This window comes from Streptomyces bugieae (genome assembly GCF_036352915.1).
Taxonomy (GTDB): domain Bacteria; phylum Actinomycetota; class Actinomycetes; order Streptomycetales; family Streptomycetaceae; genus Streptomyces; species Streptomyces endophytica.
On record NZ_JAZBJP010000008.1, the window covers coordinates 57,273 to 80,839 of the forward strand.

The 23,567-nt window shown below is 72.9% G+C and carries 20 protein-coding genes; 14 read left to right on the plus strand and 6 right to left on the minus strand.

Features of this window, described 5'->3' with window-relative positions:
• Window positions 1-105: 105 nt before the first annotated feature.
• The 3 genes from V2J85_RS16645 to V2J85_RS16655 all read left to right on the plus strand — a co-directional run bounded on the left by V2J85_RS16645 (window position 106) and on the right by V2J85_RS16655 (window position 3,959).
• Window positions 106-684: a TerD family protein gene (locus tag V2J85_RS16645; RefSeq protein ID WP_261952118.1), complete on the plus strand. Its 579-nt coding sequence runs from the start codon at window positions 106-108 to the stop codon at window positions 682-684.
• A gap of 104 nt (window positions 685-788) precedes the next feature.
• Complete coding sequence (locus V2J85_RS16650; RefSeq protein WP_330822031.1) at window positions 789-2,750, plus strand: TerD family protein; 1,962 nt, start codon at window positions 789-791, stop codon at window positions 2,748-2,750.
• A 216-nt stretch (window positions 2,751-2,966) separates the two neighbouring features.
• Window positions 2,967-3,959, plus strand: coding sequence for a TerC family protein (locus V2J85_RS16655; RefSeq protein WP_330822032.1), 993 nt, complete (start codon window positions 2,967-2,969; stop codon window positions 3,957-3,959).
• Window positions 3,960-4,026: 67 nt separating this feature from the next.
• On the opposite strand, the gene V2J85_RS16660 is transcribed toward V2J85_RS16655, so the two are convergent.
• The 3 genes from V2J85_RS16660 to V2J85_RS16670 form a co-directional block, all read right to left on the minus strand.
• Entirely contained in the window at window positions 4,027-4,683 is a 657-nt protein-coding gene (locus V2J85_RS16660) for an MBL fold metallo-hydrolase (protein ID WP_261952121.1), read from the minus strand.
• A 10-nt stretch (window positions 4,684-4,693) separates the two neighbouring features.
• Window positions 4,694-5,431, minus strand: a complete 738-nt coding sequence (locus V2J85_RS16665; RefSeq protein ID WP_330822034.1) for a maleylpyruvate isomerase family mycothiol-dependent enzyme — start codon at window positions 5,429-5,431, stop codon at window positions 4,694-4,696.
• A 131-nt stretch (window positions 5,432-5,562) separates the two neighbouring features.
• Complete coding sequence (locus V2J85_RS16670) at window positions 5,563-7,179, minus strand: FAD-dependent monooxygenase (RefSeq protein WP_330822035.1); 1,617 nt, start codon at window positions 7,177-7,179, stop codon at window positions 5,563-5,565.
• Window positions 7,180-7,250: 71 nt separating this feature from the next.
• On the opposite strand from V2J85_RS16670, the gene V2J85_RS16675 reads away from it, so the two are divergent.
• Both V2J85_RS16675 and uvrA read left to right on the plus strand, forming a co-directional pair.
• The gene (locus tag V2J85_RS16675; RefSeq protein WP_330822036.1) at window positions 7,251-8,024 is read left to right on the plus strand and encodes a TetR/AcrR family transcriptional regulator; all 774 of its coding nucleotides are present in this window, start codon (window positions 7,251-7,253) and stop codon (window positions 8,022-8,024) included.
• Between the two features lie 284 nt (window positions 8,025-8,308).
• Window positions 8,309-11,338, plus strand: a complete 3,030-nt coding sequence (gene uvrA / locus V2J85_RS16680; protein WP_330822038.1) for an excinuclease ABC subunit UvrA — start codon at window positions 8,309-8,311, stop codon at window positions 11,336-11,338.
• An 82-nt stretch (window positions 11,339-11,420) separates the two neighbouring features.
• Here the strand turns inward: uvrA and V2J85_RS16685 are convergent, their stop codons facing one another.
• Together V2J85_RS16685 and V2J85_RS16690 are read right to left on the minus strand one after the other, a co-directional pair.
• A complete protein-coding gene (locus V2J85_RS16685; protein WP_330822039.1) occupies window positions 11,421-12,458 on the minus strand; it encodes a carbohydrate kinase family protein in 1,038 nt (345 codons plus the stop codon).
• A complete protein-coding gene (locus V2J85_RS16690; protein ID WP_261952127.1) occupies window positions 12,455-13,603 on the minus strand; it encodes a LacI family DNA-binding transcriptional regulator in 1,149 nt (382 codons plus the stop codon). The genes V2J85_RS16685 and V2J85_RS16690 overlap by 4 nt, the downstream gene beginning before the upstream one ends.
• Before the next feature lie 195 nt (window positions 13,604-13,798).
• Here V2J85_RS16690 and V2J85_RS16695 point away from each other — a divergent pair, with 195 nt between their 5' ends.
• From V2J85_RS16695 to V2J85_RS16705, 3 genes are all read left to right on the plus strand, one after another.
• On the plus strand, window positions 13,799-14,806 hold the full coding sequence (locus V2J85_RS16695) for a zinc-dependent alcohol dehydrogenase family protein (RefSeq protein ID WP_330822040.1): 1,008 nt from the start codon (window positions 13,799-13,801) through the stop codon (window positions 14,804-14,806).
• A 69-nt stretch (window positions 14,807-14,875) separates the two neighbouring features.
• Window positions 14,876-15,016 (plus strand): hypothetical protein, encoded by a 141-nt coding sequence (locus V2J85_RS16700; protein ID WP_330822041.1) that lies wholly within the window; start codon window positions 14,876-14,878, stop codon window positions 15,014-15,016.
• 14 nt (window positions 15,017-15,030) lie between these two features.
• On the plus strand, window positions 15,031-15,453 hold the full coding sequence (locus tag V2J85_RS16705) for a Rieske (2Fe-2S) protein (protein ID WP_330822043.1): 423 nt from the start codon (window positions 15,031-15,033) through the stop codon (window positions 15,451-15,453).
• 116 nt (window positions 15,454-15,569) lie between these two features.
• On the opposite strand, the gene V2J85_RS16710 is transcribed toward V2J85_RS16705, so the two are convergent.
• Complete coding sequence (locus V2J85_RS16710) at window positions 15,570-16,508, minus strand: hypothetical protein (RefSeq protein WP_261952131.1); 939 nt, start codon at window positions 16,506-16,508, stop codon at window positions 15,570-15,572.
• 237 nt (window positions 16,509-16,745) lie between these two features.
• Between V2J85_RS16710 and V2J85_RS16715 the strand changes: the two genes are divergently transcribed.
• The 6 genes from V2J85_RS16715 (at window position 16,746) to whiA (ending at window position 23,414) form a co-directional block, all read left to right on the plus strand.
• On the plus strand, window positions 16,746-17,393 hold the full coding sequence (locus tag V2J85_RS16715; protein ID WP_330822044.1) for a papain-like cysteine protease family protein: 648 nt from the start codon (window positions 16,746-16,748) through the stop codon (window positions 17,391-17,393).
• 3 nt (window positions 17,394-17,396) lie between these two features.
• Window positions 17,397-18,275, plus strand: a complete 879-nt coding sequence (locus V2J85_RS16720; RefSeq protein ID WP_330822045.1) for a hypothetical protein — start codon at window positions 17,397-17,399, stop codon at window positions 18,273-18,275.
• 102 nt (window positions 18,276-18,377) lie between these two features.
• Window positions 18,378-20,426 carry an excinuclease ABC subunit UvrC gene (gene uvrC, locus V2J85_RS16725; RefSeq protein WP_261952134.1) on the plus strand — a complete coding sequence of 683 codons (2,049 nt, stop codon included), beginning with the start codon at window positions 18,378-18,380 and terminating at the stop codon, window positions 20,424-20,426.
• The gene (gene rapZ / locus V2J85_RS16730; RefSeq protein WP_261952135.1) at window positions 20,423-21,376 is read left to right on the plus strand and encodes an RNase adapter RapZ; all 954 of its coding nucleotides are present in this window, start codon (window positions 20,423-20,425) and stop codon (window positions 21,374-21,376) included. The genes uvrC and rapZ overlap by 4 nt, the downstream gene beginning before the upstream one ends.
• Window positions 21,373-22,434: a gluconeogenesis factor YvcK family protein gene (locus V2J85_RS16735; protein ID WP_261952136.1), complete on the plus strand. Its 1,062-nt coding sequence runs from the start codon at window positions 21,373-21,375 to the stop codon at window positions 22,432-22,434. Before rapZ ends, V2J85_RS16735 begins: the two co-directional genes overlap by 4 nt.
• Window positions 22,425-23,414 (plus strand): DNA-binding protein WhiA, encoded by a 990-nt coding sequence (whiA, locus tag V2J85_RS16740; RefSeq protein WP_018091880.1) that lies wholly within the window; start codon window positions 22,425-22,427, stop codon window positions 23,412-23,414. Before V2J85_RS16735 ends, whiA begins: the two co-directional genes overlap by 10 nt.
• The last annotated feature ends 153 nt before the right edge of the window (window positions 23,415-23,567 follow it).

Below are 23,567 nucleotides of genomic sequence, written 5' to 3' on the forward strand. Positions count from 1 at the left end.
AAACGCCACAAACGCGGGCCCGCGACGCCCCGGGCCCGCCGTCGTGCGTAGGGTCGAGGCTGCCGCCGGAAACGTGGGCGGGACGGTACAGAGAGGGGACGGCGCGTGTCGGTCAATTTGTCCAAGGGACAGGGCATCAGCCTGCAGAAGTCCGACGGGGGGACGCTGACCGCGGTCCGGATGGGGCTCGGTTGGCGCTCGGCGCCGCGCCGCGGACTGTTCGGCCGGCGGACCAAGGAGATCGATCTCGACGCCTCGGCGGTGCTGTTCGCCGGCAAGCAGCCGATCGACGTCGTCTTCTTCCAGCACCTGGTCAGCGACGACGGCGCGGTCCGGCACACCGGTGACAACCTGGTCGGCGGCGCCGGCCAGGGCGGCGACGACGAGGCGATCCTGGTCGACCTGGCGCGGCTGCCGGTCCACATCGACCAGATCGTCTTCACCGTCAACTCCTTCACCGGGCAGACCTTCACCGAGGTGGAGGACGCCTTCTGCCGGCTGGTCGACGAGACCACCGGCCAGGAGCTGGCCCGCTACACCCTCACGGGCGGCGGCAATTACACCGCACAGGTCATGGCCAAGGTGCACCGCGTCGGCAACGGCTGGCAGATGACCGCCATCGGCGAGCCCTCCGTCGGCCGCACCTTCCAGGACCTGGTCCCGGCGATCGTCCCGCACCTGTAAGCAGCCGCAGCACCACGGCAGCGCGCACCCGGGCCGCGCCGCCGTGCGCCCCGGGCAGCCGCTCGGGGCGGGCCCGGGACGAGTGACAACCAGGGGGAAGAACGATGACGGCCGAGCTGGTCCGGGGCCAGAACCAACCACTGGACCGGAGCCGGGTGGAGATCCGGATCGCGGCGGGCGTCCCCGTCGTGGCCGGGATGACGCTCGGCGACGAGCGGGGCGCGCTGCCGGGCGCCGAAGCCGTCGTCCACCCGGGTGCGCCCCGCCGGCCCGGCGTCGAGGTGGCCGACCGGGCCGCCGCCGAGCACCGCCTCACGGTGGACCTCGACGCGCTGCCCGCGGCCGTCCACCGGGTCAGCGTGCTGCTGGCGCTCGCCGCCCGGAGCGGCGCGCCGGCCACCTTCGGCGCGGCCCCCGCGCCGTCCGTACGGCTCACCGCGATCGACGGCACGGGCCTGGCCGGCTACACCGTCACCGGACTCACCGCCGAGACGGCCGTCGTCGCCGTCGAGCTGTACCGCCGGCAGGGCGCCTGGAAGGTGCGGGCGGTGGGCCAGGGATACTCCGGCGGTCTGGCCGCGCTGCTGCACGACCAGGGGCTGGCCCGGGCGGCCGACGTGGCCGCCGAGGTCGAGGCGGCGGCCGCACCGGACCCGGCGCGAGAGATCCCGGCCCCCGCCCCCGTCGGCACCTCCGCGGCCGGCGCCCCGGCCGCCGCCGGCCCCGTCGACTACCGCCACCCCAAGCGCCGCAGCACCCCCGCACCCGGCCCCACGCCGCCCGCCCCGGCCCCGTCCGGCGCATCCGCCGCCGGCGCCCCCGCGGCGGACGGCCCGCCGCCGCCCGTGGCCGGGGACGCCGCCGGATGGAGCATGGAGGAGCGGCTCTACAACCAGATCTGGGGCATGTTCGAGGACCTGGCCCGCTCGGTCGCGGCCTACCGCAGCGCATCGGACTTCGCCGCGTCCCGTCTGGAGCAGGAGCTCGACGAGGTCCTCGCCGACCCGCGCAACCGCCTCGGCACCGCCGCCGACGTCGCCCGGGCCACCGCCCGCGACCGGCACGCCACCCTCCTGACCCAGGCCCGCGCCGCCCTCGACCGCGACCTGGCGCAGCTGACCGCCGAGTCGGAGGTCGTCGAGCCCGCCCTGCCGCCCGCCTTCGCCCGCTGGGACAACCCCGTCTGGCAGGGCCACCACGTCCCCCTGGAGCGCCCGATGGCGCTGCGGCTGGGCGATCTGCACCTCCCCGAGGTGCTGGACCTGCGCATCCCCATGCTCGTCCGGCTCCCGCTGGAGCGCGGGCTGTGGATCGACAGCGGACCCGACTCCGTCGCCCGCGCCACGGAGCCCGGACCGGAGCGCGAGTTCGGCCGGCGCGAGCTGGGCAGCGCGCTGACGGACGGCCCGCCGGACGCGGCGGAGATACGGCGGCTCGCCCTGGAGGCCGCCGTCGCGATCGCCGCCCGGCTGCTCGCCGTCCACCCCGCCGGGGAGTTCGCCGTGCAGGTCATCGACCCCGGCGGTACGGCGGCGCAGGCATGCGCGCCGCTCGTGGAGACCGGCGTCCTGCCGGGGCCCCCGGTGCCCGGTGCCAAGGGGGTGGCCACGGTCCTGGAGGGGCTGATCAGGCGGGTGGACCTGGTGCAGATGGCGATGCGCAGCCGGGCCGCGGACGCGCTCCCGCCGGATCTGGACACCGCCGAGCAGCTGCTGATCGTCCATGACTTCCCGCACGGCTTCGACGACCGCGCGGTGACCATGCTCCGCTATCTGGCCGACGAGGGCCCGGCGGCCGGGGTCCATCTGATGATGGTCGCCGACCGCGCCCAGGCCCGGGAGTTCGGCCCGGTGCTGGACCCGCTGTGGCGTTCCCTGCTGCGCATCACGCCGGTGCCGGACGCCCACCTCGCCGATCCCTGGGTCGGCCACGCCTGGACGTACGAGCCGGCGCTCGCCCCGAAGGGCAGCCAGGTGGTGCGCCAGGTGCTGACCCGGCTCGCGGAGGCCCGCCGCGCCGCCGCCCGCACCGAACCCGCCGGTCCACCCCTGCCGCCAACCCCCTGACCAGCACTTTTACCCATCCCTTTACTAAGTCTTGGCCATCCTTTACTCTTCTTGGTGCGGAGGGGAGTACTCCCGAAGCGGCGCACCCGTCATCACGGATCGTGCAAGTGACGAGATCCCGGGACGCCGGCCCCGTGCCCTTCGGGCGGCGCGGGGCGGAAGAGACCTCCGGCAGCGACGACGCTGTGAGTGCCGTACGACTCTGCCGGAGGAGCAGTGGACGTTTCCCTGACCCTGTGGGCGCTGACCATCCTCGGTCTCTGCGCCCTGATCGCCGCCGACTTCTTCATCGGCGGCCGCAAACCACACGAGGTCTCCCTCAAGGAGGCCGGCACCTGGACCGCCGTCTGGATCGCGCTCGCCGCGCTGTTCGGCCTCGGGCTGCTGGTCTTCGGCGGGACCGCACCGGCCGGTGAGTTCTTCGCCGGCTTCATCACCGAGAAGTCCCTGAGCGTCGACAACCTCTTCGTCTTCGTCCTGATCATGGCGAAGTTCGCGGTCCCGGCGGTCTACCAGCAGCGGGTGCTGATGGTGGGCGTGCTGATCGCGCTGGTGCTGCGGGCCGGCTTCATCGGCGCGGGCGCCGCGATCATCGCCAACTTCTCCTGGATCTTCTACCTTTTCGGCGCGTTCCTCATCTGGACGGCCTGGAAGCTCATCCAGGAGGCGCGGGCGGACCAGGAGGACGAGGAGTACGAGGAGAACCGCTTCCTGAAGCTGGTCGAGCGGCGCTTCCCGTCGACCGACCGCTACCACGGCACCAAGCTGTTCGTGGTCGAGAACGGCAAGCGGCTGATGACCCCGATGCTGATCGTCATGCTGGCGATCGGCACCACCGACGTCCTCTTCGCCCTGGACTCCATCCCGGCGATCTTCGGCCTCACCCAGGACCCGTACATCGTCTTCACCGCCAACGCCTTCGCCCTGATGGGCCTGCGGCAGCTGTACTTCCTGATCGGCGGCCTGCTCAAAAAGCTGGTCCACCTCTCCTACGGCCTGTCGGTCATCCTCGGCTTCATCGGCGTGAAGCTCGTACTGCACGCGCTGCACGAGTCCGGAGTGGCCGTACCGGAGATCAGCATTCCGGTCTCCCTGGGCGTCATCTGCGCCGTGCTGGTCGTCACCACGCTCACCAGCCTGCGCGCCTCGAAGAAGCAGGCGGCGGCCGAGGCGGCGGACGCGGACGCGAAGGAGCGCATCGAGGCCTGAGCAGCCGGAGACGGGCCGGCACACGGCCCGTCTCCGCACGTCCCGACGGCCGGTGGCCGCAGCCCCGCTACCAGCCCCGCTCGCGCCACTCCGCCAGATGCGGGCGTTCCGCGCCCAGGGTGGTGTCGTTGCCGTGGCCCGGATAGACCCAGGTCTCGTCGGGGAGTTCGCCGAAGAGCTTGCCTTCCACGCCGTCGATCAGACTGCTGAACTTCTCGGCGTCGCCCCAGGTGTTGCCGACGCCACCGGGGAACAGGCAGTCGCCGGTGAACAGATGCGGGGGGCCGTGCGGGTCGTCGTAGACCAGCGCGATGCTGCCGGGGGTGTGGCCGACCAGATGGCGCGCCGTCAGCCGGACCCGGCCGACGGTGATCGTGTCGCCGTCGTCGACCAGGACGTCCGTGGGGACGGGGATGCCCTCGGCGTCGTACCGGCCCGCGTACGTCCGCGCGCCCGTCGCGCCGACCACCTCACGCAGCGCACCCCAGTGGTCGCCGTGGCGGTGCGTGGTCACGACGGACGCCAGGCCGCTGTCGCCGATCAGCGTGAGGAGGGTGTGCGGGTCCGCGGCCGCGTCGATCAGCAACTGCTCGTCGGTCGCCCGGCACCGCAGCACATAGGCGTTGTTGTCCATCGGACCGACCGCGACCTTCGAGATCATCAGGTCGGTCAGCTCGTGCACGTCGGCCGGTCCGCCGACCTTCACTGCTCCGCTGTAGGCCATGAACCCCACTCTAGAGCGGGGGTACGACAGGCAGCGCGGAGCCGTGACCGTCGAGTTCCGTGCCGTCGCCGCGCCCGGTGAGCCACCCGACCAGGGCCGCTGCGGAGCCGCTCACCACCATGGGCGCGTCCCCCGGGCCGGTGGCCGCGCGGCCGGTGCGCCAGTGGCGGCCGTCGTCGGTGCGGATCTCCAGGGCGGGCAGGCCCGGGTGCCCGGCGAACTTGACGGTGGTGAGGAACGCCAGCTCGTCGTCGATGAACGCGGGCGACAGCTGGTCCAGGGTGTGGCCGACGCCGAGGTCCAGGTGGTGCAGCTCCACCTCGGCCAGCCGGCGCAGCGGCAGCCGGTCGGCGCGCTCCACGACCCCGTTGCGCATCTCCACCTCGAAGGCGCGGCGCGCCTCCGGCAGCGCGTCCACCGCGGCGTCGAACCGCGCGGCGCTCTCCTTGAGGTCCGTCAGATGCGCCTCCAGGGAGCGGTCGGCGTCCCGCTCGATGTCGGCGTCCCGGGCCTCCGCGCTCGCGTACATCGGCGTACGGACGTCCGTCCGCGCCCAGGTGAGGAGGTTGACCAGGGCGTCCGCGTTGCGCGACAGATGGGCGAGGACGTGGCCGCGGGTCCATCCGGGCAGCAGCGAGGGTTCGCCGATCGCCGCGTCGTCGAGCTTGCCCAGCGAGATCAGGAGCCGGTCGGTGGCCTCACGAACGGCGGTCGCATCGTGCGCGAAGTGGGGCGGGGTGACGGTCATGCTCCGAAGCTAGCGCCGACCGGGCGAGTTCGGGAGTCGGCGGGCACCGATCGGGGCGTACGCGGGGCGGGACGGGCGGCGCGCGGCGGCCGGACGGGCCACCGGGCGCCGCCCTCCCGGGGCACGCGGTGTCAGCCCGTCGGATCGGCGGGCGAGCCGAACCACCGCCGGAGCGCGGCCGCCAACCCGTCCGGCCCGTCCGGCCCGTCCGGCCCGTTCGGCGCGCTCGCCGTGCCGCCCGCGTCGACCGTGGATGCCGGAGCCCCGGGGACGTCCGCGGCCCAGGCGGTGCAACCGTCCGGCCGCACCAGGAGGCCGGCCAGCTCGGGCCGCTGCGGGCAGCCGGTGGTCAGCAGCCGCACCCGGCCGCCATATCCGGCGGCGCACTTGCGCAGCTCCGCGTCGTCGGCGAGGTCGAGCAACAGCGCCTGTCCGTCCCGCAGATGGTCCCCGAGCCGGCTGCCGTCGGAGAGTTCCAGGTCGGGCGCGCTGCGGCCGGTCAGCGGATGGTCGCCGGGCAGGTCGTAGCGCTGCCAGACACCGGAGATCTTCTTGGCGAAGAAGGTGGTGGCGGTGACCGTGCCCGTCAGTTCGGCGACGATCCGGCGCAGCGCCCCCGCATGCGACTCGGGCCGCATCAGCGCCACCTGGGCACGGGTCCAGTCCAGCACCCAGGCGCCTATCGGGTGCCGCTCGGCCGTGTAGGTGTCGAGCAGCCCCTCGGGCGCCCGGCCACGCACCGTCGCGGCCAGCTTCCAACCGAGGTTCATCGCGTCGCCGATGCCCAGGTTCAGCCCCTGCCCGCCGAACGGCGAGTGGACGTGCGCCGCGTCACCGGCGAGCAGCACCCGCCCCGCCCGGTAGTCGGGCACCTGACGGGCGTTGTCCGTGAACCGGGTCGCCGAGATCACCTTGTGGACCCGGACCTCGTCCACCCCGGAGACGCGGCGCAGCGACGCCTCCAACTCCTGTGCGGTGACCGGAGCTTCACGGTCCGCGGGCGGCCCGTCGAATTCGACGGTGAGGAACCGGCCGGGCACCGGGCCGTGCGCGTACGTCCCGTGCTCCGTCCAGTTCCAGCCGGTCCCCAGCGCCTCGGTGCCGGTCATCTCCACGAGGGCCTGGCGGCCGGTGATCCCCGGGGCCGTACCGGGGAACGGGAATCCGGCGAGCCGGCGGACCGTGCTGCGGCCACCGTCGCACCCCACCAGCCAGCCGGTGCGCAGCGTGCCCTGCGAGGTGTGCACCCGCACCCCGTCCTCATCGGCGTCGAAGCCGGTCAGCGTCACCCCGCGGCGCACCTCGACGCCCAGTTCGGCGGCGCGCGCGGCGAGCAGCCGTTCCAGGGGCTCCTGGGGGACCAGCCCGACGTCGGCGGCCGGGCCGGCGGCCTCGAAGTCCGGATCGGCCTCGTCCAGCAGATCGCCGCGCAGCATGATGCCCGCGAAGTGCCCGGCGAACTTGGGCGGTTGCCGCACCACGGAGGCACCGGCGGCCTGCCGCTGGCTCAGGAACGAGCTGAACCTTCCGAGGACGGTGCGCTGCACCTCGACCAGCTCCGGGAGCAGCCCGCGCCGGTAGAAGGCCTCCGCACTCGGGGTGTTGATCGCCCCCGCCTTGATCGTCGTGTCCACCTCGGTCAGCCGCTCCAGGACGACGACCGGCACCTCGGACAGTGCCAGTTCGCAGGCGAGCATCAGCCCCACCGGGCCGCCCCCTGCCACGACTACGTCTGCGTCATAGGTCATGAGCCGAAGTGTAGCCACTAAAAACTTTTTGTGACTAAAAATTGTCGGTGGGGGCGCCTAGGATTTCGGGCATGGTGGATGTGCAGCGGCGTGCGGACGCGCGGACCGGTGAGGACGCGAGGGACGCGGCGGGAGAAGGCGGGCGGGCCGACGCGGCCGGCGGCCGGGGCCGAGCGGTCCGCGGGCGGCAGGCGGAGACCGGCTTCGAGGCGGAGGACGGGCGGCTGACGCTGCGCGAGCGCAAGAAGCTCCGCACCCGCCAGCGGATCTCCGGCGAGGCCACCCTGCTCTTCATCGAGCGCGGCTTCGACAACGTCACCGTCGCCGAGGTGGCCCGCGCCGCCGAGGTCTCCACGATGACCGTCTTCAACTACTTCCCGCGCAAGGAGGACCTCTTCCTCGACCGCATCCCCGAGGGGCAGGAGCTGATCGGCCGCGCCGTACGGGAGCGTGGCCCGGACGAGACGCCGCTGGCCGCGTTGCGCCGGCTCGTCCTGGACCTGCTGGCCGAGCGGCATCCGCTGTGCGGGGTGGGGGAGGGGTTCGAGCATTTCTGGCGTACGGTGCTGGACTCCCCGGCGCTGCGGGCCCGGGCCCGCGAGGCGGTCGAGGAGCTGGAGGCCGGCCTCGCCGGACTGCTCGCCGAGGCCGCGGGCGGCGACGCCGGGCGGCCGGACCACCCCGCCCGGCTGGCCGCGGCGCTGATCGTCGCCGGGATCCGTGCCGCGTACGCCGAGGCCGTGGGCCGTCAGCTCGCGGGTGAGCCGGTCGACGAGGTGGCCGCCGGGCAGGCGGGGGTGCTGCGGCGCACGTTCGAGGCGCTGGAACGGGCGCTGCCGGCTTGACGGGTCGGACGGGCCGTGCCGCGGGCGTTTCCGCAGCGTACGGGCGTGCGGCGGGCCGGGAAGGATGTGCGGCCGCCACACGTTTGGGTGAAGAGGGCTTGCGGGCCCCGTAAATCGAATGCGCGTGCTATAGGCTCGTGTGTGGCATCCCAAAGACAGTGCCGCTGCGGGCCCCATACCCTGGGGCGTGGGCCCCGCTCCGTTCCGCCGCCTCTGCTCGCTCACCGAGCGGCGGACGCAGAGCCCGCGGCTCCCGCCCCTCTCCAAGAAAGGTGCCGACCGGCGTGGCCGACCGTCTCATCGTCCGTGGCGCTCGCGAGCACAACCTCCGCAACGTCTCGCTCGACCTCCCCCGCGACTCCCTCATCGTCTTCACGGGCCTCTCCGGTTCGGGCAAGTCCTCGCTCGCCTTCGACACGATCTTCGCCGAGGGGCAGCGGCGATACGTCGAGTCGCTGTCCTCGTACGCCCGGCAGTTCCTCGGGCAGATGGACAAGCCCGACGTGGACTTCATCGAGGGCCTGTCGCCCGCGGTGTCGATCGACCAGAAGTCGACCTCGCGCAACCCGCGCTCGACGGTCGGCACGATCACCGAGGTCTACGACTACCTCCGCCTCCTCTTCGCCCGCATCGGCAAGCCGCACTGCCCCGAGTGCGGCCGGCCGATCGCCCGGCAGTCGCCGCAGGCCATCGTCGACAAGGTGCTGGAACTGCCCGAGGGCAGCCGCTTCCAGGTGCTCTCCCCGCTGGTGCGCGAGCGCAAGGGCGAGTTCGTCGACCTCTTCGCCGACCTGCAGACCAAGGGCTACAGCCGCGCCCGGGTCGACGGCGAGACCATCCAGCTCTCCGAGCCCCCGAAGCTCAAGAAGCAGGAGAAGCACACCATCGAGGTGGTCGTCGACCGCCTCACGGTCAAGGAGAGCGCCAAGCGCCGGCTGACCGACTCCGTCGAGACCGCCCTCGGCCTCTCCGGCGGCATGGTCATCCTCGACTTCGTCGACCTCGACCCGGACGACCCCCAGCGCGAGCGGATGTACTCCGAGCATCTGTACTGCGCCTACGACGACCTCTCCTTCGAGGAGCTCGAGCCCCGCTCCTTCTCCTTCAACTCGCCCTTCGGCGCCTGCCCCGAGTGCACCGGCATCGGGACGCGCATGGAGGTCGACCCCGAGCTGATCGTCCCCGACGAGGACCGCTCCCTCGACGAGGGCGCCCTCCACCCCTGGTCCGGCGGACACACCAAGGAGTACTTCGGCCGCCTGGTCGGCGCGCTCGCCGACGCCCTCGGATTCCGTACGGACATCCCCTGGGCCGGGCTGCCGGCCCGCGCCAAGAAGGCGCTGCTGTACGGCCACAAGACCCAGATCGAGGTCCGCTACCGCAACCGCTACGGCCGCCAGCGGGCCTACACCACCCCCTTCGAGGGCGCGGTGCCGTTCGTCAAGCGCCGGCACTCCGAGGCCGAGAGCGACAGCAGCCGCGAGCGCTTCGAGGGCTATATGCGCGAGGTGCCCTGCCCGACCTGTGAGGGCACCCGGCTGAAGCCGATCGTGCTCGCCGTCACGGTCCAGGAGAAGTCGATCGCCGAGGTCGCGGCCATGTCGATCAGCGACTGCGCCGACTTCCTGCGGGGGATGACGCTCAACGCCCGCGAGAAGAAGATCGCCGAGCGGGTGCTCAAGGAGGTCAACGAACGACTGAAGTTCCTGGTCGACGTCGGCCTGGACTACCTCTCCCTGAACCGCGCGGCCGGCACCCTCTCCGGCGGTGAGGCCCAGCGCATCCGGCTCGCCACCCAGATCGGCTCCGGCCTGGTCGGCGTGCTCTACGTCCTCGACGAACCCTCCATCGGCCTGCACCAGCGCGACAACCACCGGCTGATCGAAACCCTGGTGCGGCTGCGCGACATGGGCAACACCCTGATCGTGGTGGAGCACGACGAGGACACCATCAAGGTCGCGGACTGGGTCGTGGACATCGGCCCCGGCGCCGGCGAGCACGGCGGCCGGGTCGTGCACAGCGGCCCCATGAAGCAGCTGCTGACCAACAAGGAGTCGATCACCGGTCAGTACCTGTCCGGCAAGAAGGCCATCGCGACCCCGGACATCCGCCGGCCCGCCGACCCCGCCCGCCGGCTGACCGTCCACGGCGCGAAGGAGAACAACCTCCGCGACATCGACGTCTCCTTCCCGCTCGGGGTGTTCACCGCCGTCACCGGCGTCTCCGGCTCCGGCAAGTCGACGCTGGTCAACGACATCCTCTACACCCACCTCGCGCGCGAGCTGAACGGCGCCAAGTCGGTACCGGGCCGGCACACCCGGGTCGCCGGTGACGACCTGGTCGACAAGGTCGTCCATGTCGACCAGTCCCCGATCGGCCGCACCCCGCGCTCCAACCCGGCCACCTACACCGGTGTCTTCGACCACGTCCGCAAGCTCTTCGCGGAGACGATGGAGGCCAAGGTCCGGGGCTATCTGCCGGGACGCTTCTCGTTCAACGTCAAGGGCGGCCGCTGCGAGAACTGCTCCGGCGACGGCACGATCAAGATCGAGATGAACTTCCTGCCGGACGTGTACGTGCCGTGCGAGGTCTGCCACGGTGCGCGCTACAACCGCGAGACGCTGGAGGTCCACTACAAGGGCAAGTCCATCGCCGAGGTGCTGGACATGCCCATCGAGGAGGCGCTGAGCTTCTTCGAGGCGGTCCCCACGATCGCCCGGCACCTCAAGACGCTCCACGAGGTCGGCCTCGGATACGTCCGCCTCGGGCAGTCCGCGCCGACGCTCTCGGGCGGTGAGGCGCAGCGCGTCAAGCTGGCCAGCGAGCTGCAGAAGCGCTCGACGGGCAGCACGGTCTACGTCCTCGACGAGCCCACCACCGGTCTGCACTTCGACGACATCAGCAAGCTGATCAACGTGCTGTCCGGGCTGGTCGACAAGGGCAACACCGTGATCGTCATCGAGCACAACCTCGATGTGATCAAGACGGCGGACTGGGTGGTCGACATGGGCCCCGAGGGCGGCAACGGCGGCGGCCTGGTCATCGCCGAGGGCACGCCCGAGGAGATCGCCTCGGTCCCGGCCAGCCACACCGGCAAGTTCCTGCGGGAGATCCTCGGCGACCGGGTCAGCGACGCCGTGACGGTCGCGGCCGGCAACGGCGGCCGCTCGTCCGGCCCCGGCGCGGCGAAGACCCCCGCCGCCAGGAAGCCGGCCGCCAAGAAGGCCGCGGCGAAGAAGACCGCGGCCACGACGACGGCGAAGAAGACCACCGCCAAGAAGACCGCGGCGCGCACCCGCCGGTCCGCGTCCTGACGCCCCGCCGGTCCGGCCGGGACCCCGAGGGTCCCGGCCGGACCGGCGCAGGCCGCGACGGCTGTGCCGCCGGCCGCGACGGCTACGCCGCCAGTTCCGTGGCGTACGGCGGTTCCGCGCCCGCTCGGGAACAGGTGATGGCGGCCGCGCGGGCAGCGAAGCGGAGGATGTCCTCCCAGTCCTTGTCGCCGAGGGCGGCGAGCGCCGCGTACGAGAGCGCGTCATGGGCGTCGAGGCGGTGCAGCAGCGCCGCGTTGACGGTGTCGCCCGCTCCGATGGTGTCGACGACGGTGACGCGCTCACCGGGCACGGTCAGTTCGCGGCCGTCCCTCGTCAGCACCGTCAGCCCCGCGCCGCCATGGGTGAGCACGATGGCCGCGGGCCCCGCGGCCAGCCACTCCCGGGCCGCCGCCAGGACCGCCGCCCGGCCGCCGCCACCGGCACCCGGATCCCCGCCCGTACCGGCACCCGCCGCACCCCCGCCCGTACCGGAGTCCGGCCCGCCGTCCGCCGTGGTGTCCCGTCCCGCCAGCCACAGCGCGTCCTCCTCCGACAGCTTCAGCAGGGCGACATGCGGCAGCCAGGAGCGGAAGCGGGCGCGGTAGGCGTCCGGGTCGGGGATCAGCCCCGGACGGACATTCGGGTCGAGGGCGGTGAAGACGCCGCGCGCGGCCTCACGCCGCAGCAGGGACTCGTAGGCGCTCGCCCCCGGTTCCAGAACCAGCGAGCAGGTGCCCAGCGAGAGCGCGCGGACCGCGGCGGGCAGCTCCGGCGGCAGGTCGAAGAGCCGGTCGGCGGTGCCGTCGGCGTAGAAGCCGTAGCCCGCCGAACCGTCCGGGCTGATGTCCGCCACCGCCAGCGTGGTCGGCTCGGCACCGCGCTGCACCAGCGAGGTGTCCACCCCGCCGCCGCGCAGCCCGTTCAGCAGCGCCTCGCCGAAGCTGTCGGTCGAGACCCGGGAGCAGAACGCGGTGGGCGACCCGAGCCGCCCCAGTGCGACCGCGGTGTTGTACGGGCCGCCGCCGCGCCGCGGCAGCAGCGCGGGCAACTGGCCGTCCAGGGAAGGGCCTTGGGAGCTGGGCACGAGGTCGATGAGCGCCTCGCCGGCGACGACGATCACGGGGTGGGGTTCCTTTCCTGGGCGGCCTGGGCGGCGGCCGGAACGGCCGGGCGAGCGGCCGGTGCGGCCTGGTGAGCGGCCTGTCCGGCCGGGGGAGCGGTCCGGCGGGCCGGGGAAGCGGCCGGGCCGGCTCCGTTCGCCGGTCCGGTTCCGGGGCAGCCGCACGACGTGCGGTGCACGAAAGTGCAGGGCAGACGGACGGTGCGCGGCGGCCGGCCGGGCTCCTCCAGCCGCTCCAGCAGCAGCCGCACCGCGGTCGCCCCGATCTCCTTGCTGGGCTGGGCGATCGCGGTCAGCCGGGGGCTGAAGAGGTCGGCCCAGGAGAAGTCGTCGAAGCAGGCCAGCGCGATGTCGCGGGGGACGTCGAGGCCCAGGTCGCGCAGCGCGCGGAGGGCGCCGATGGTCATCGCGTTGTTGGCGGTGATCAGCGCGGTGGGCGGTTCGGGCGCGGCGAGCAGCTGGCGGGTGGCGTCCTCGGCGCCCTCCGCCTCGGAGTTGCCGCCGGCGAGGAGTTCGGGCGCGAAGGGGAGGCCGCGCGAGTGCAGCCCCTCGCGGTAGCCCTGGACGCGTTCGGTGGTCGTACTCAGCCCCGGCAGCCCGGCGACCAGGCCGATCCGGGTGTGCCCGGCGTCGGCGAGGTGCTCGACGAGCTGCCGCACCGGGCCGGTGTTCTCCGCGCACACCTGGTCGTGTTCCGCGCCGACCAGCCGGTCCAGGAAGACGGTGGGCACCTTCCGTCGGGCCAGATAGGCGGCCATCTCGGCGGGCTCCGCGGACGGCGCGACGATCATGCCGTCCACCCGGCGTTCGTGCAGCAGCTGGACGACCTTGCGCTCGTGCTGCGGGTCGTCGTGCGGGTCGGCGATCAGCAGGCTGTAGCCGGCCTGGAGCGCACCGGCCTCGACACCCTGGAGGATCTCGGTGAAGTACGGGTTGCTGATCGCCGACACCGCCAGGCCGATCGACCGGGTGCGGGCGGTCACCAGCGAGCGGGCCAGGGTGTTGGGGGTGTAGCCGAGCTCCTCGATGGCGCCGAGCACCGCCGCCCGGGTATCCGGGCGCACCGGCCGGGTCCCGTTCAGCACGTGCGAGACCGTGGCGACGGAGACCCCCGCCCGCCGCGCCACATCCATCATCGTCGTCATCCGGCTCTTCCTCCCCGCGGGTGCGGCGCCAGGGCGGCGCCCACGGCCGCGCCCGTACGGCCTCGTCCCGCGAGTCCACCACATTACGAGTATCGCCCCCCAAACGTAAACGCTTGCGTAAGCGTTTACGTCCCGGCTGGATTTTTCTGTAGGGTCCACCCCATCGCACTCGCACGACGTCGTGAGGAGGCGCCGATGCGCGCGCTCTTGGTCACCGCCCCGGGCGGTCCCGGCGGCTTCGCCGTCACCGAACTGCCCGACCCCCGCCCCGCGCCCGACGAGGTCGTCGTGCGCGTCACCGCCTGCGGGCTGTGCGGTACCGACATGCACCTGCTGGGCGGTGAACTCCCGGCCGCGCGCTACCCGTTGGTCCCCGGCCACGAGCTGACCGGCGAGATCGTCGCGGTCGGCGAGGCGGTCACCGCCCGCCGCCCCGGCGAGCGGGTCGCGGTCGACCCCAACATGCCGTGCGGCGCCTGCCACTACTGCCGGATCGGCCGCGGCAACCTCTGTGCGGACTACACCGCGATCGGCGTCACCCGGGCCGGCGGTTTCGCCGAGCTGGTCGCCGTCCCGGAGCGCTGCTGCTACGTCCTGCCCGAGGACCTGTCGGAGGCCGCGGCGGGCCTCGTCGAGCCGCTGTCCTGCGCGGTGCACGGCCTCAACCGGCTGCCGCGCCGCCCCGGCGAGCACTATCTGATCTACGGCGCGGGCACCATGGGCCTGATGATGGCCGCGCTCGTCCGGACCGCGGGCGCCGCCTCGGTCTCCGTGGTGGACCTCAACGAGGAGCGGCTGGCGTTCGCCGAGTCCTTCGGGGTGGACGCGGCGGTGACCGACGCCGGCAAGCTCGGCCGGACGCCCGGCTTCGAGGTCGTGGTGGACGCGACCGGCGCCGTCGCCGCCATCGAGGACGGCCTCGGGCGGGTCCGCCGCGGCGGTACGTTCCTCCAGTTCGGCGTCGCCGACCCGGCCCGGTCGGCGTCCTTCTCGCCGTACCGCGTCTACCACCACGAGATCGACATCATCGGCTCGATGGCCGTGCACCACAGCTTCCAGCCGGCCATCGACCTGCTCGCCGGCGGACTCGCCCTCGACCCGCTGGTCAGCGACGTCTACGGCCTGGACGGGTTCGGCGAGGCGGTCGCCCGCTTCCGGGCCGGCACCGGCCGCAAGATCCACCTCGCCCCGCAGAAGGGCTGAGCGCACGCCCGCACGCCTCGAGAACGCGCCTGCCGGCGTTCCTCTTCGTGCGGCGTCTGCTGCTGCTTCGTGCGGCGGCTGCTGCCCGAGACCAAGGGCCGCAGCCCGGAGGAGATCGAGCAGGGGCTGCTGCGGGGCGGCCCGGCCCGGCCGGAAGAGGAGGAAACCGTGCCGGTATCGTCGGGATCCGTCCGCCTCCGAACCGTGTGATCCCTGGAGCCGTCATGAGCCAGCCCCCCGCCCGCCGGACCGTGCTGCGGGGTGCCGCGCTCGCCGGGGCCGCCGGCTTCGGGCTGACGGCCTGCACGCCCGACGGCACGGACGACTCGGCGATCCCCGACAAGCCCGTGGCGCTGGGGCCCGCCGCCGACGTCCCGGTCGGCGGCGCCAAGCTCTACCGCGAGGACCGGCTCGTCGTCTCGCAGCCCGTCAAGGGCACGTACAAGTGCTTCAGCGCCAAGTGCACCCACGCCGGCTGCATCCTGTCCGACGTCGAGAAGAAGGAGGGCAGCTGCCCCTGCCACGGCAGCCGCTTCGACGTCACCACCGGCAAGGTCGTCCAGGGCCCGGCGTCCGAGCCGCTGCCCGAGGTCCCCGTCAGGGCCGAGCACGGCAAGCTGATCGCGGGCCCGAGCACGGCGAGCTGACCGGGGGCCGGACAGGGCGAGCCGACCGCGGCCAGTCCCCAGCCTCACCGGACGCTGCCCTGGTCCGCGATCCCACCCGATGCTGCCCTTATCCCCGATCCCGCCCGATGCTGCCTTTATCCCCAATCCCACCCGATCCCCAGTATTCCGGGCCGTACGCCCTGCTCGACGAGGTGGACGGCGTGGTACCGGCCGCTGAGCGTCAGCTCCTGCTGGGCGCTGCGCGGGGCGCCCGCCGAGGCCTGGGCGAAGCGGCGGCAGCGCACCGGCAGCGCCGCCTCGTCGAACCGCACCTGCAGCACGTACTGGCAGCCGGCGAAGCTGAAACCGCGCAGGTACTCGCTGCTGGGACCGCCGCTGCCGTCCTCGAAGACGTAGCCGAAGACATGGGTGTCGCCCGCCCGCAGCCGGGTGTCGAAGAGCAGCTCGGCGACCACCACACCGGCCTCGGCGTGCCCGCGCACCCGGCCCAGCCGGCAGTTCTCCCCGGCGTGCACCCGCACCCGGCCCGGCTCGCAGCCCGCCTCACCGCGGTGGATGGCGACATAGCGGTCCACGCCGTCCCGGTGGGCCCGGACCACCTGGTGGGACTCCCGCTCGACGAGCTGGCGCTGCGGCCCGATGCGGACCCGTTCGTGGTGGCCGACGGTGTGCAGCCCGCCGTCCGCGGGCGCCTCCAGCTCGGCGAACAGCCGCTGCAGCGCGTCGGCGGGCGCCACCAGCGAGCGGTACGTGCGGGCGACCGGCCGCTCGACCTCCGGGCGGGCACCGCCCTGCGGCACCAGCAGCCGGTGCAGGGACTGCGCGGGCAGCTCCAGGACCTCCTCCAGCGCGCGGACCGCCCGCAGCGATTCGGGCCGCTGCGGCCGCCGGGCACCCTGCTGCCAGTAGCTCAGGCTGGTCACCCCGATGGTGATGCCGCGCTGGGCGAGCTTGTGCTGGACACGGGTGAGGGCCAGCCCCCGGGCGGTGAGCGCGGAGCGCAGGGCGAGATGGAACGGACCGGTCCGCAGGAGCTGGGCCAGCTCGGCCGACTGGGGAGTGTTCTGTGCCATGTCCTCTTCCTCCGGCGCGCGGGTGAACGTTCACAACCGGATTGCGCGCCGCGTGCTCTCCATGCCTGTTCACTGCGGTACGCCGGGCACCGGTCGTTCACATCCGGGCCCGTCCGTCCACACCCCCATGTCACCCCGCATTGAAGCGTGTTGACCTGCCTGCGACAACACCCGATGCTCCTTCGCAAGCATCCGGATGCGCTCCTCTCCCCCTCACCCCCCATCGGGAGGAACGCCATGCCACGTGCACCCCTGTCCCGCCGGAGATGGCTGTCGGCCGCGGCGCTCACCACCGCCGTACTGACCGCCTCCTCCACCGCGACCGCCGCGGCGGCCACCCCGCCCGCCCGCTCGTCGCACCCCGCTGCCACGGCCGCCACCGCGGCCGCCCCCGCGCGCCCCCTGACCGCCAACCGACTCGACATCTCCATGCAGGCCCAGGAGAAGACCAACTGGTGCTGGGCCGGCTCCGGCAACACCATCGCCTCCTGGTACGGCAGGAACTACAGCCAGAACCAGTTCTGCAACGCCGCGTTCAACCGCCAGCAGGGCACCACCTGCCCCAACAACCAGGCCACCCTCGGCAACGTGCAGAACGCCTTCGACTGGATGGGCATCAACTCCGGCACCTACGTGACCGGATGGCTCCGCTTCAGCACCGTCCAGAACGAGATCAACGCCAACCGGCCCGTCGAGACCCGCATCCAGTGGTCCTCCGGCGGCGGCCACATGCACGTCGTCTACGGCTACGACACCGACAACAACTGGATCTACTGGGGCGACCCCTGGCCCTCCAACTACCGTTACAACTGGGGCGATTTCGACAACTACGTCAACGGCAGCTCCTTCTCCTGGACGCACTCCCTCTACCGGATAGGAGCCTGAGGCATGACGCAGCGCACCGCCGCCCCCACCGTCGTCCGCGCCGTCGCCACCGGAGCGCTCGCCACCGCCCTGATCGGCCTCGCGCCGTACGCCGCGGTCGCCGCCCCCGTCCCCGCGCCGCAGGCACTGGCCCGGGCGAGCCTCACCGCGGCCCACGACGCGGCCACCGACCCCGCGACCCTCACGACCCTGGCCCGCTTCTTCGCCGCCGCCGCGAAACGCTCCGGCGCGGCGGCCGTGGCGCCCGGCGCCGTACGGCCGCACATCGAGGGCGCCACCGTCCCCGTCTACGCCCTCTCCCCGGACTTCGTCCGCGGCACCGCCCACGCCCCCGTCGCCCGCCTGGAGTTCCTCGCCAGCAAGGCCGTCGCCGCCGACGGCCGCACCGCCTCGGTGTGGACCGTGCGCCAGGGCCGCACCTGGAAGGTCGTGAACATCGCCAGCGGCGACGACGAGACCCGCTACACCGCGGCCGGCGCCGCCCGGGACGCGGCCGGCACCGTCTTCCACGAGCCGCAGATCGACGCCTGGTACCTCCAGCGCGGCGACCGCATCGAGCCGCTGGACGCGGATGCCCGGAAGGCCGTCGGCGCCCACGGCACCACCGTCGCCGCCTACCGCAAACGGGTGGCGAAGGCCTACGGCGACAAGCTCCCCGGCTCCGCGTACGACAAGCGGGGCGAGGCCGGCGGCTACGGCCCGAAGGCCGCGGAGCGGGCCGCGCCCGCCGCCGAACCGGCCGCCCGGCAGCCCGCACAGGCCTCCGCGGTACCGGACGGCGGCCTGCCCGTGACCGCCGCCACCACCGCGGCCGCCGCCGCCGCCCTCCTCGCCCTCGGCCTGTCCACCGCGACCGCCCTGCGCCGGCGCCGCCACCGCTGACCAGGGCACCCGGCCGCCTGCCCGCCACCCCCACGGCGGGCAGGCACCCCGGCCGCGGTCCGGACACCGTGATTGTCGGTGGCGGTCAGTAGGGTGGGGTTCATGGCAGACCCCAGCAGCTACCGACCCAAGCCGGGACAGATCCCCGACTCGCCGGGGGTCTACAAATTCCGCGACGAGCACGGCCGGGTCATCTACGTCGGCAAGGCCAAGAGCCTGCGCCAGCGCCTGGCCAACTACTTCCAGGACCTGGCCGGCCTCCACCCGCGCACCCGCACGATGGTCACCACCGCCGCCTCGGTGGAATGGACCGTCGTCTCCACCGAGGTCGAGGCCCTCCAGCTCGAATACAGCTGGATCAAGGAGTTCGACCCCCGCTTCAACGTCAAATACCGCGACGACAAGAGCTATCCGTACCTCGCCGTCACCCTCAACGAGGACTTCCCCCGCGCCCAGGTCATGCGCGGCGCCAAGAAGAAGGGCGTGCGCTACTTCGGCCCGTACGCCCACGCCTGGGCCATCCGCGAGACCGTCGACCTCATGCTGCGGGTCTTCCCCGTCCGCACCTGCTCCGCCGGCGTCTTCAAGCGCTCCGCCCAGATCGGCCGCCCCTGCCTCCTCGGCTACATCGGCAAGTGCTCCGCCCCCTGCGTCGGCCGGATCTCCGAAGCGGACCACCGCGAACTCGCCGAGGAATTCTGCGACTTCATGGCCGGCCGCACCGGCGCCTACATCCGCCGCCTGGAGCGCAGCATGCAGGACGCCGCCGAGGAGATGGAGTACGAACGCGCCGCCCGGCTCCGCGACGACATAGGCGCCCTCAAGCGGGCCATGGAGAAGAGCGCCGTCGTCCTCGCCGACGCCACCGACGCCGACCTGATCGCCGTCGCCGAGGACGAACTCGAAGCCGCCGTCCAGATCTTCCACGTCCGCGGCGGCCGGGTCCGCGGCCAGCGCGGCTGGGTCACCGACAAGGTCGAGGCGGTCACCACCGGCGACCTCGTCGAACACGCCCTCCAGCAGCTCTACGGCGACGAACACGGCGACGCCGTACCCAAGGAAGTACTGGTCCCTGCCCTGCCCGACCCCGTCGAACCGGTCGCCCAGTGGCTCACCCAGCGCCGCGGCTCCCAGGTCTCCCTGCGCATCCCGCAGCGCGGCGACAAGAAGGACCTGATGTCCACGGTCGGCCGCAACGCCCAGCAGGCCCTCGCCCTGCACAAGACCAAGCGCGCCTCCGACCTGACCACCCGCTCCCGCGCCCTGGAGGAGATCGCCGAGGCCCTCGGCCTGGACTCGGTCCCGCTGCGCATCGAGTGCTTCGACATCTCCCACCTCCAGGGCGAGGACGTGGTCGCCTCCATGGTGGTCTTCGAGGACGGCCTGGCCCGGAAGAGCGAATACCGCCGCTTCCAGATCAAGGGATTCGCCGGACAGGACGACGTCCGGTCCATGCACGAAGTCATCGGCCGCCGCTTCCGGCGCTACCTCCAGGAGAAGCAGAAGTCCGGGGAGTGGACCGAGGAGCCCGGAGCGCCGGACGGCGAAACCCCCGAGGACACCGCCCCCGCCCCCGACGGCCCGCTCGACGACGACGGCCGCCCCAAGCGGTTCGCCTACCCTCCCCAGCTCGTCGTCGTCGACGGCGGCGCCCCCCAGGTCGCGGCCGCCCGCCGGGCCATGGACGAGCTCGGCATCGACGACGTCGCCGTCTGCGGCCTGGCCAAGCGCCTGGAGGAGGTCTGGCTGCCCGGCGAGGACGACCCGGTCGTCCTGCCCCGCAGCAGCGAGGGCCTCTACCTCCTCCAGCGCGTCCGCGACGAGGCACACCGCTTCGCGATCACCTACCAGCGCAGCAAGCGCACCAAGCGGCTGAAGGCCTCACCGCTCGACGCCGTGCCCGGCCTCGGCGACACCCGCCGCCAGGCACTGCTCAAGCACTTCGGCTCGCTGAAGAAGCTGCGGGCCGCGACGATCGACGAGATCTGCGCCGTCCCCGGGGTCGGCCGCAAGACCGCGGAAACGGTCGCCGCCGCACTGGCCGGAGCGGCACCGACCGCTCCCGCGGTGAACACCGCCACAGGAGAGATCATTGAGGATGACGGGGCCCCACCGGCCGCGTTGTCGGCAGAACGGGGGCAGGAACCATGAGCACAGAGCACGAGACGCAGGAAACCGAGAGAGACGGTGCACAGGTGAGTACGGGCACGATGCGCGAGTCCGACCAGGGCGAGAGCGCCGCGATCCCCGAGCTGGTGATCATCTCCGGGATGTCCGGCGCCGGCCGCAGCACGGCCGCCAAGTGCCTGGAGGACCTCGGCTGGTTCGTCGTCGACAACATCCCGCCCGAGCTGATCCCCCCGATGGTCGAGCTCGGCGCCCGCTCCCAGGGCAACGTCGCCCGCATCGCCGTCGTCGTCGACGTCCGCGGCCGCCGCTTCTTCGCCAACCTCAAGGAGTCCCTGGCCACCCTCGACGCGCAGAACGTCAAGCGCCGCATCGTCTTCCTCGAATCCTCCGACGAGGCCCTGGTGCGCCGCTTCGAGTCCGTCCGCCGCCCGCACCCCCTCCAGGGCGACGGCCGCATCGTCGACGGCATCGCCGCCGAACGCGACCTGCTGCGCGAGCTGCGCGGCGACGCCGACCTGGTCATCGACACCTCCAGCCTCAACGTCCACGAACTCCGCGCCAAGATGGACGCCCAGTTCGCCGGCGAAGAGGTCCCCGAGCTCCGCGCCACCGTCATGTCCTTCGGCTTCAAGTACGGCCTGCCCGTCGACGCCGACATGGTCATCGACTGCCGCTTCATCCCCAACCCGCACTGGGTCCCCGAGCTCCGCCCCTTCACCGGCCTCAACGACGAGGTCTCCCACTACGTCTTCAGCCAGCCCGGCTCCAAGGAGTTCCTCGACGGCTACGCCGAGCTGCTGCGGATCGTCGCCGAGGGCTACCGCCGCGAGGGCAAGCGCTACGTCACCATCGCCGTGGGCTGCACCGGCGGCAAGCACCGCAGCGTCGCGATGTCCGAGAAGCTCGCCCACCGGCTGGTTTCCGAAGGGGTGGAAACCGTCGTCGTCCACCGCGACATGGGGCGCGAGTGAGCGGCCGCACACCACGGCTGCGCCGGGTCCGCCGATTCGTCCCCAGCGGCCGTACGACGAAGGGCGCCACCCCCAAGGTGGTGGCGCTCGGCGGAGGCATGGGCCTGTCCGCCTCCCTCGCCGCGCTCCGCCGCATCACCGGCGACCTCACGGCCGTCGTCACGGTCGCCGACGACGGCGGCTCCAGCGGCCGGCTCCGCGACGAGCTCGGCGTGCTGCCGCCCGGCGACCTGCGCAAGGCACTGGCCGCGCTGTGCGGCGACGACGACTGGGGCCAGACCTGGGCCCGGGTCATCCAGCACCGCTTCCAGAGCGAGGGCGAACTGCACGACCACGCCGTCGGCAACCTGCTCATCGTCGCCCTGTGGGAGCAGCTCGGCGACCACGTCCAGGCCCTCGACCTGGTCGGCAAGCTGCTCGGCGCACAGGGCCGGGTACTGCCCATGTCGGCCGTCCCCCTGGAGCTCCAGGCCCAGGTCAGGGGCCACGACCCGGACCACCCCGACGACGTCTCCACGGTCCGCGGCCAGGCCACCGTCGCCCTCACCCGCGGCGAGGTGCAGTCCGTCCACGTCGTCCCCGAGGACCCGCCGGCCGTCCCCGAGGCGGTCGCCGCGGTCCGTGACGCCGACTGGGTGGTTCTCGGCCCCGGATCCTGGTTCTCCTCCGTGATCCCCCATCTGCTGGTGCCACAGCTGCGCGAGGCCCTGGAGGAGACCAAGGCACGCAAGGTGCTCTCCCTCAACCTCGCACCGCAGCCGGGCGAAACCGAAGGCTTCTCCCCGCAGCGTCATTTGGAGGTTTTGGCCCGACACGCCCCTAAACTCGCCTTCGACGTGGTGCTGGCCGACAGGGCCGCCGTGCCCGACATCGATGGCCTGACGGTTGCCGCCAAGCAGCTCGTCGGCAGCGAGGTCGAGCTGGCGGCGGTCGCGGCGCAAGGAGACGACGCCCGGCCGACCGCCGGGGGAGCCCCCGACCGGCACGACCCGGAGCTGCTGGCCGCCGCGTACGACCGTATTTTTCGGATGCATGGAAGGATCGGCCCATGGCGATGACGGCTGCGGTGAAGGATGAGATCTCCCGGCTCCCCGTCACCCGGACCTGCTGCCGGAAGTCGGAGGTCTCGTCGATCCTGCGGTTCGCGGGAGGTCTGCACCTGGTCAGCGGACGCATTGTGATCGAAGCCGAGCTGGACACGGGCATCGCCGCCCGCCGGCTCCGCAAGGACATCCTGGAGATCTTCGGGCACAGCTCCGACCTGGTGGTGATGGCCCCCGGCGGACTGCGGCGCGGCAGCCGCTACGTCGTACGGGTGGTCGCCGGCGGCGACCAGCTGGCCCGCCAGACCGGCCTGGTCGACGGCCGCGGCCGCCCCATCCGCGGACTGCCCCCACAGGTCGTCTCCGGTGCCACCTGCGACGCCGAGGCCGCCTGGCGCGGCGCCTTCCTCGCCCACGGCTCGCTCACCGAACCCGGCCGCTCCTCCTCCCTGGAGGTCACCTGCCCCGGCCCCGAGGCGGCCCTCGCCCTGGTCGGCGCGGCCCGCCGCCTCGGCATCGGCGCCAAGGCCCGCGAGGTCCGCGGCGTGGACCGCGTCGTCGTCCGCGACGGTGACGCGATCGGCGCCCTGCTGACCCGGCTCGGCGCCCACGAGTCGGTGCTCGCCTGGGAGGAGCGGCGGATGCGCCGCGAGGTCCGGGCCACCGCCAACCGCCTCGCCAACTTCGACGACGCCAACCTCCGCCGCTCGGCGCGCGCCGCGGTCGCCGCCGGCGCCCGCGTACAGCGCGCACTGGAAATCCTCGGCGAGGAGGTCCCCGAGCACCTCGCCGCGGCCGGCCGGCTGCGCATGGAACACAAGCAGGCCTCCCTGGAGGAGCTCGGCGCCCTCGCCGACCCGCCGCTCACCAAGGACGCGGTCGCCGGCCGGATCCGCCGCCTGCTGGCGATGGCCGACAAGCGCGCCCAGGACCTCGGCATCCCCGGCACCGAATCCAACCTCACCGAGGAACTCGCCGAGGGCATGGTCGGCTGACCCCACCCTCCTCATCCGCCCATTACGCCCCCGGTGCCACAAACCGCACCGGGGGCGTCCTCGTGCGCCCGCGGATCCGGCCGAAAGTGCTCATCTGAGAAGCATCGAGCGCGTTTTGTCAATGTCACGTACGTCTCGTATAGGGGGTAGGGT

Excerpts from the sequence above, each read along its gene's own strand:
- V2J85_RS16665 (WP_330822034.1), bottom strand. The coding sequence starts at position 5,431 with ATGACCGTCACCCCGCCCCACTTCGCGCACGATGCGACCGCCGTTCGT.
- whiA (WP_018091880.1), top strand. The coding sequence starts at position 22,425 with ATGGCGATGACGGCTGCGGTGAAGGATGAGATCTCCCGGCTCCCCGTC.
- V2J85_RS16670 (WP_330822035.1), bottom strand. The coding sequence starts at position 7,179 with ATGACCTATGACGCAGACGTAGTCGTGGCAGGGGGCGGCCCGGTGGGG.
- V2J85_RS16660 (WP_261952121.1), bottom strand. The coding sequence starts at position 4,683 with ATGGCCTACAGCGGAGCAGTGAAGGTCGGCGGACCGGCCGACGTGCAC.
- V2J85_RS16695 (WP_330822040.1), top strand. The coding sequence starts at position 13,799 with ATGCGCGCGCTCTTGGTCACCGCCCCGGGCGGTCCCGGCGGCTTCGCC.
- uvrC (WP_261952134.1), top strand. The coding sequence starts at position 18,378 with ATGGCAGACCCCAGCAGCTACCGACCCAAGCCGGGACAGATCCCCGAC.
- V2J85_RS16710 (WP_261952131.1), bottom strand. The coding sequence starts at position 16,508 with ATGGCACAGAACACTCCCCAGTCGGCCGAGCTGGCCCAGCTCCTGCGG.
- V2J85_RS16675 (WP_330822036.1), top strand. The coding sequence starts at position 7,251 with ATGGTGGATGTGCAGCGGCGTGCGGACGCGCGGACCGGTGAGGACGCG.
- V2J85_RS16720 (WP_330822045.1), top strand. The coding sequence starts at position 17,397 with ATGACGCAGCGCACCGCCGCCCCCACCGTCGTCCGCGCCGTCGCCACC.
- V2J85_RS16715 (WP_330822044.1), top strand. The coding sequence starts at position 16,746 with ATGCCACGTGCACCCCTGTCCCGCCGGAGATGGCTGTCGGCCGCGGCG.
- V2J85_RS16705 (WP_330822043.1), top strand. The coding sequence starts at position 15,031 with ATGAGCCAGCCCCCCGCCCGCCGGACCGTGCTGCGGGGTGCCGCGCTC.
- V2J85_RS16690 (WP_261952127.1), bottom strand. The coding sequence starts at position 13,603 with ATGACGACGATGATGGATGTGGCGCGGCGGGCGGGGGTCTCCGTCGCC.
- V2J85_RS16650 (WP_330822031.1), top strand. The coding sequence starts at position 789 with ATGACGGCCGAGCTGGTCCGGGGCCAGAACCAACCACTGGACCGGAGC.
- rapZ (WP_261952135.1), top strand. The coding sequence starts at position 20,423 with ATGAGCACAGAGCACGAGACGCAGGAAACCGAGAGAGACGGTGCACAG.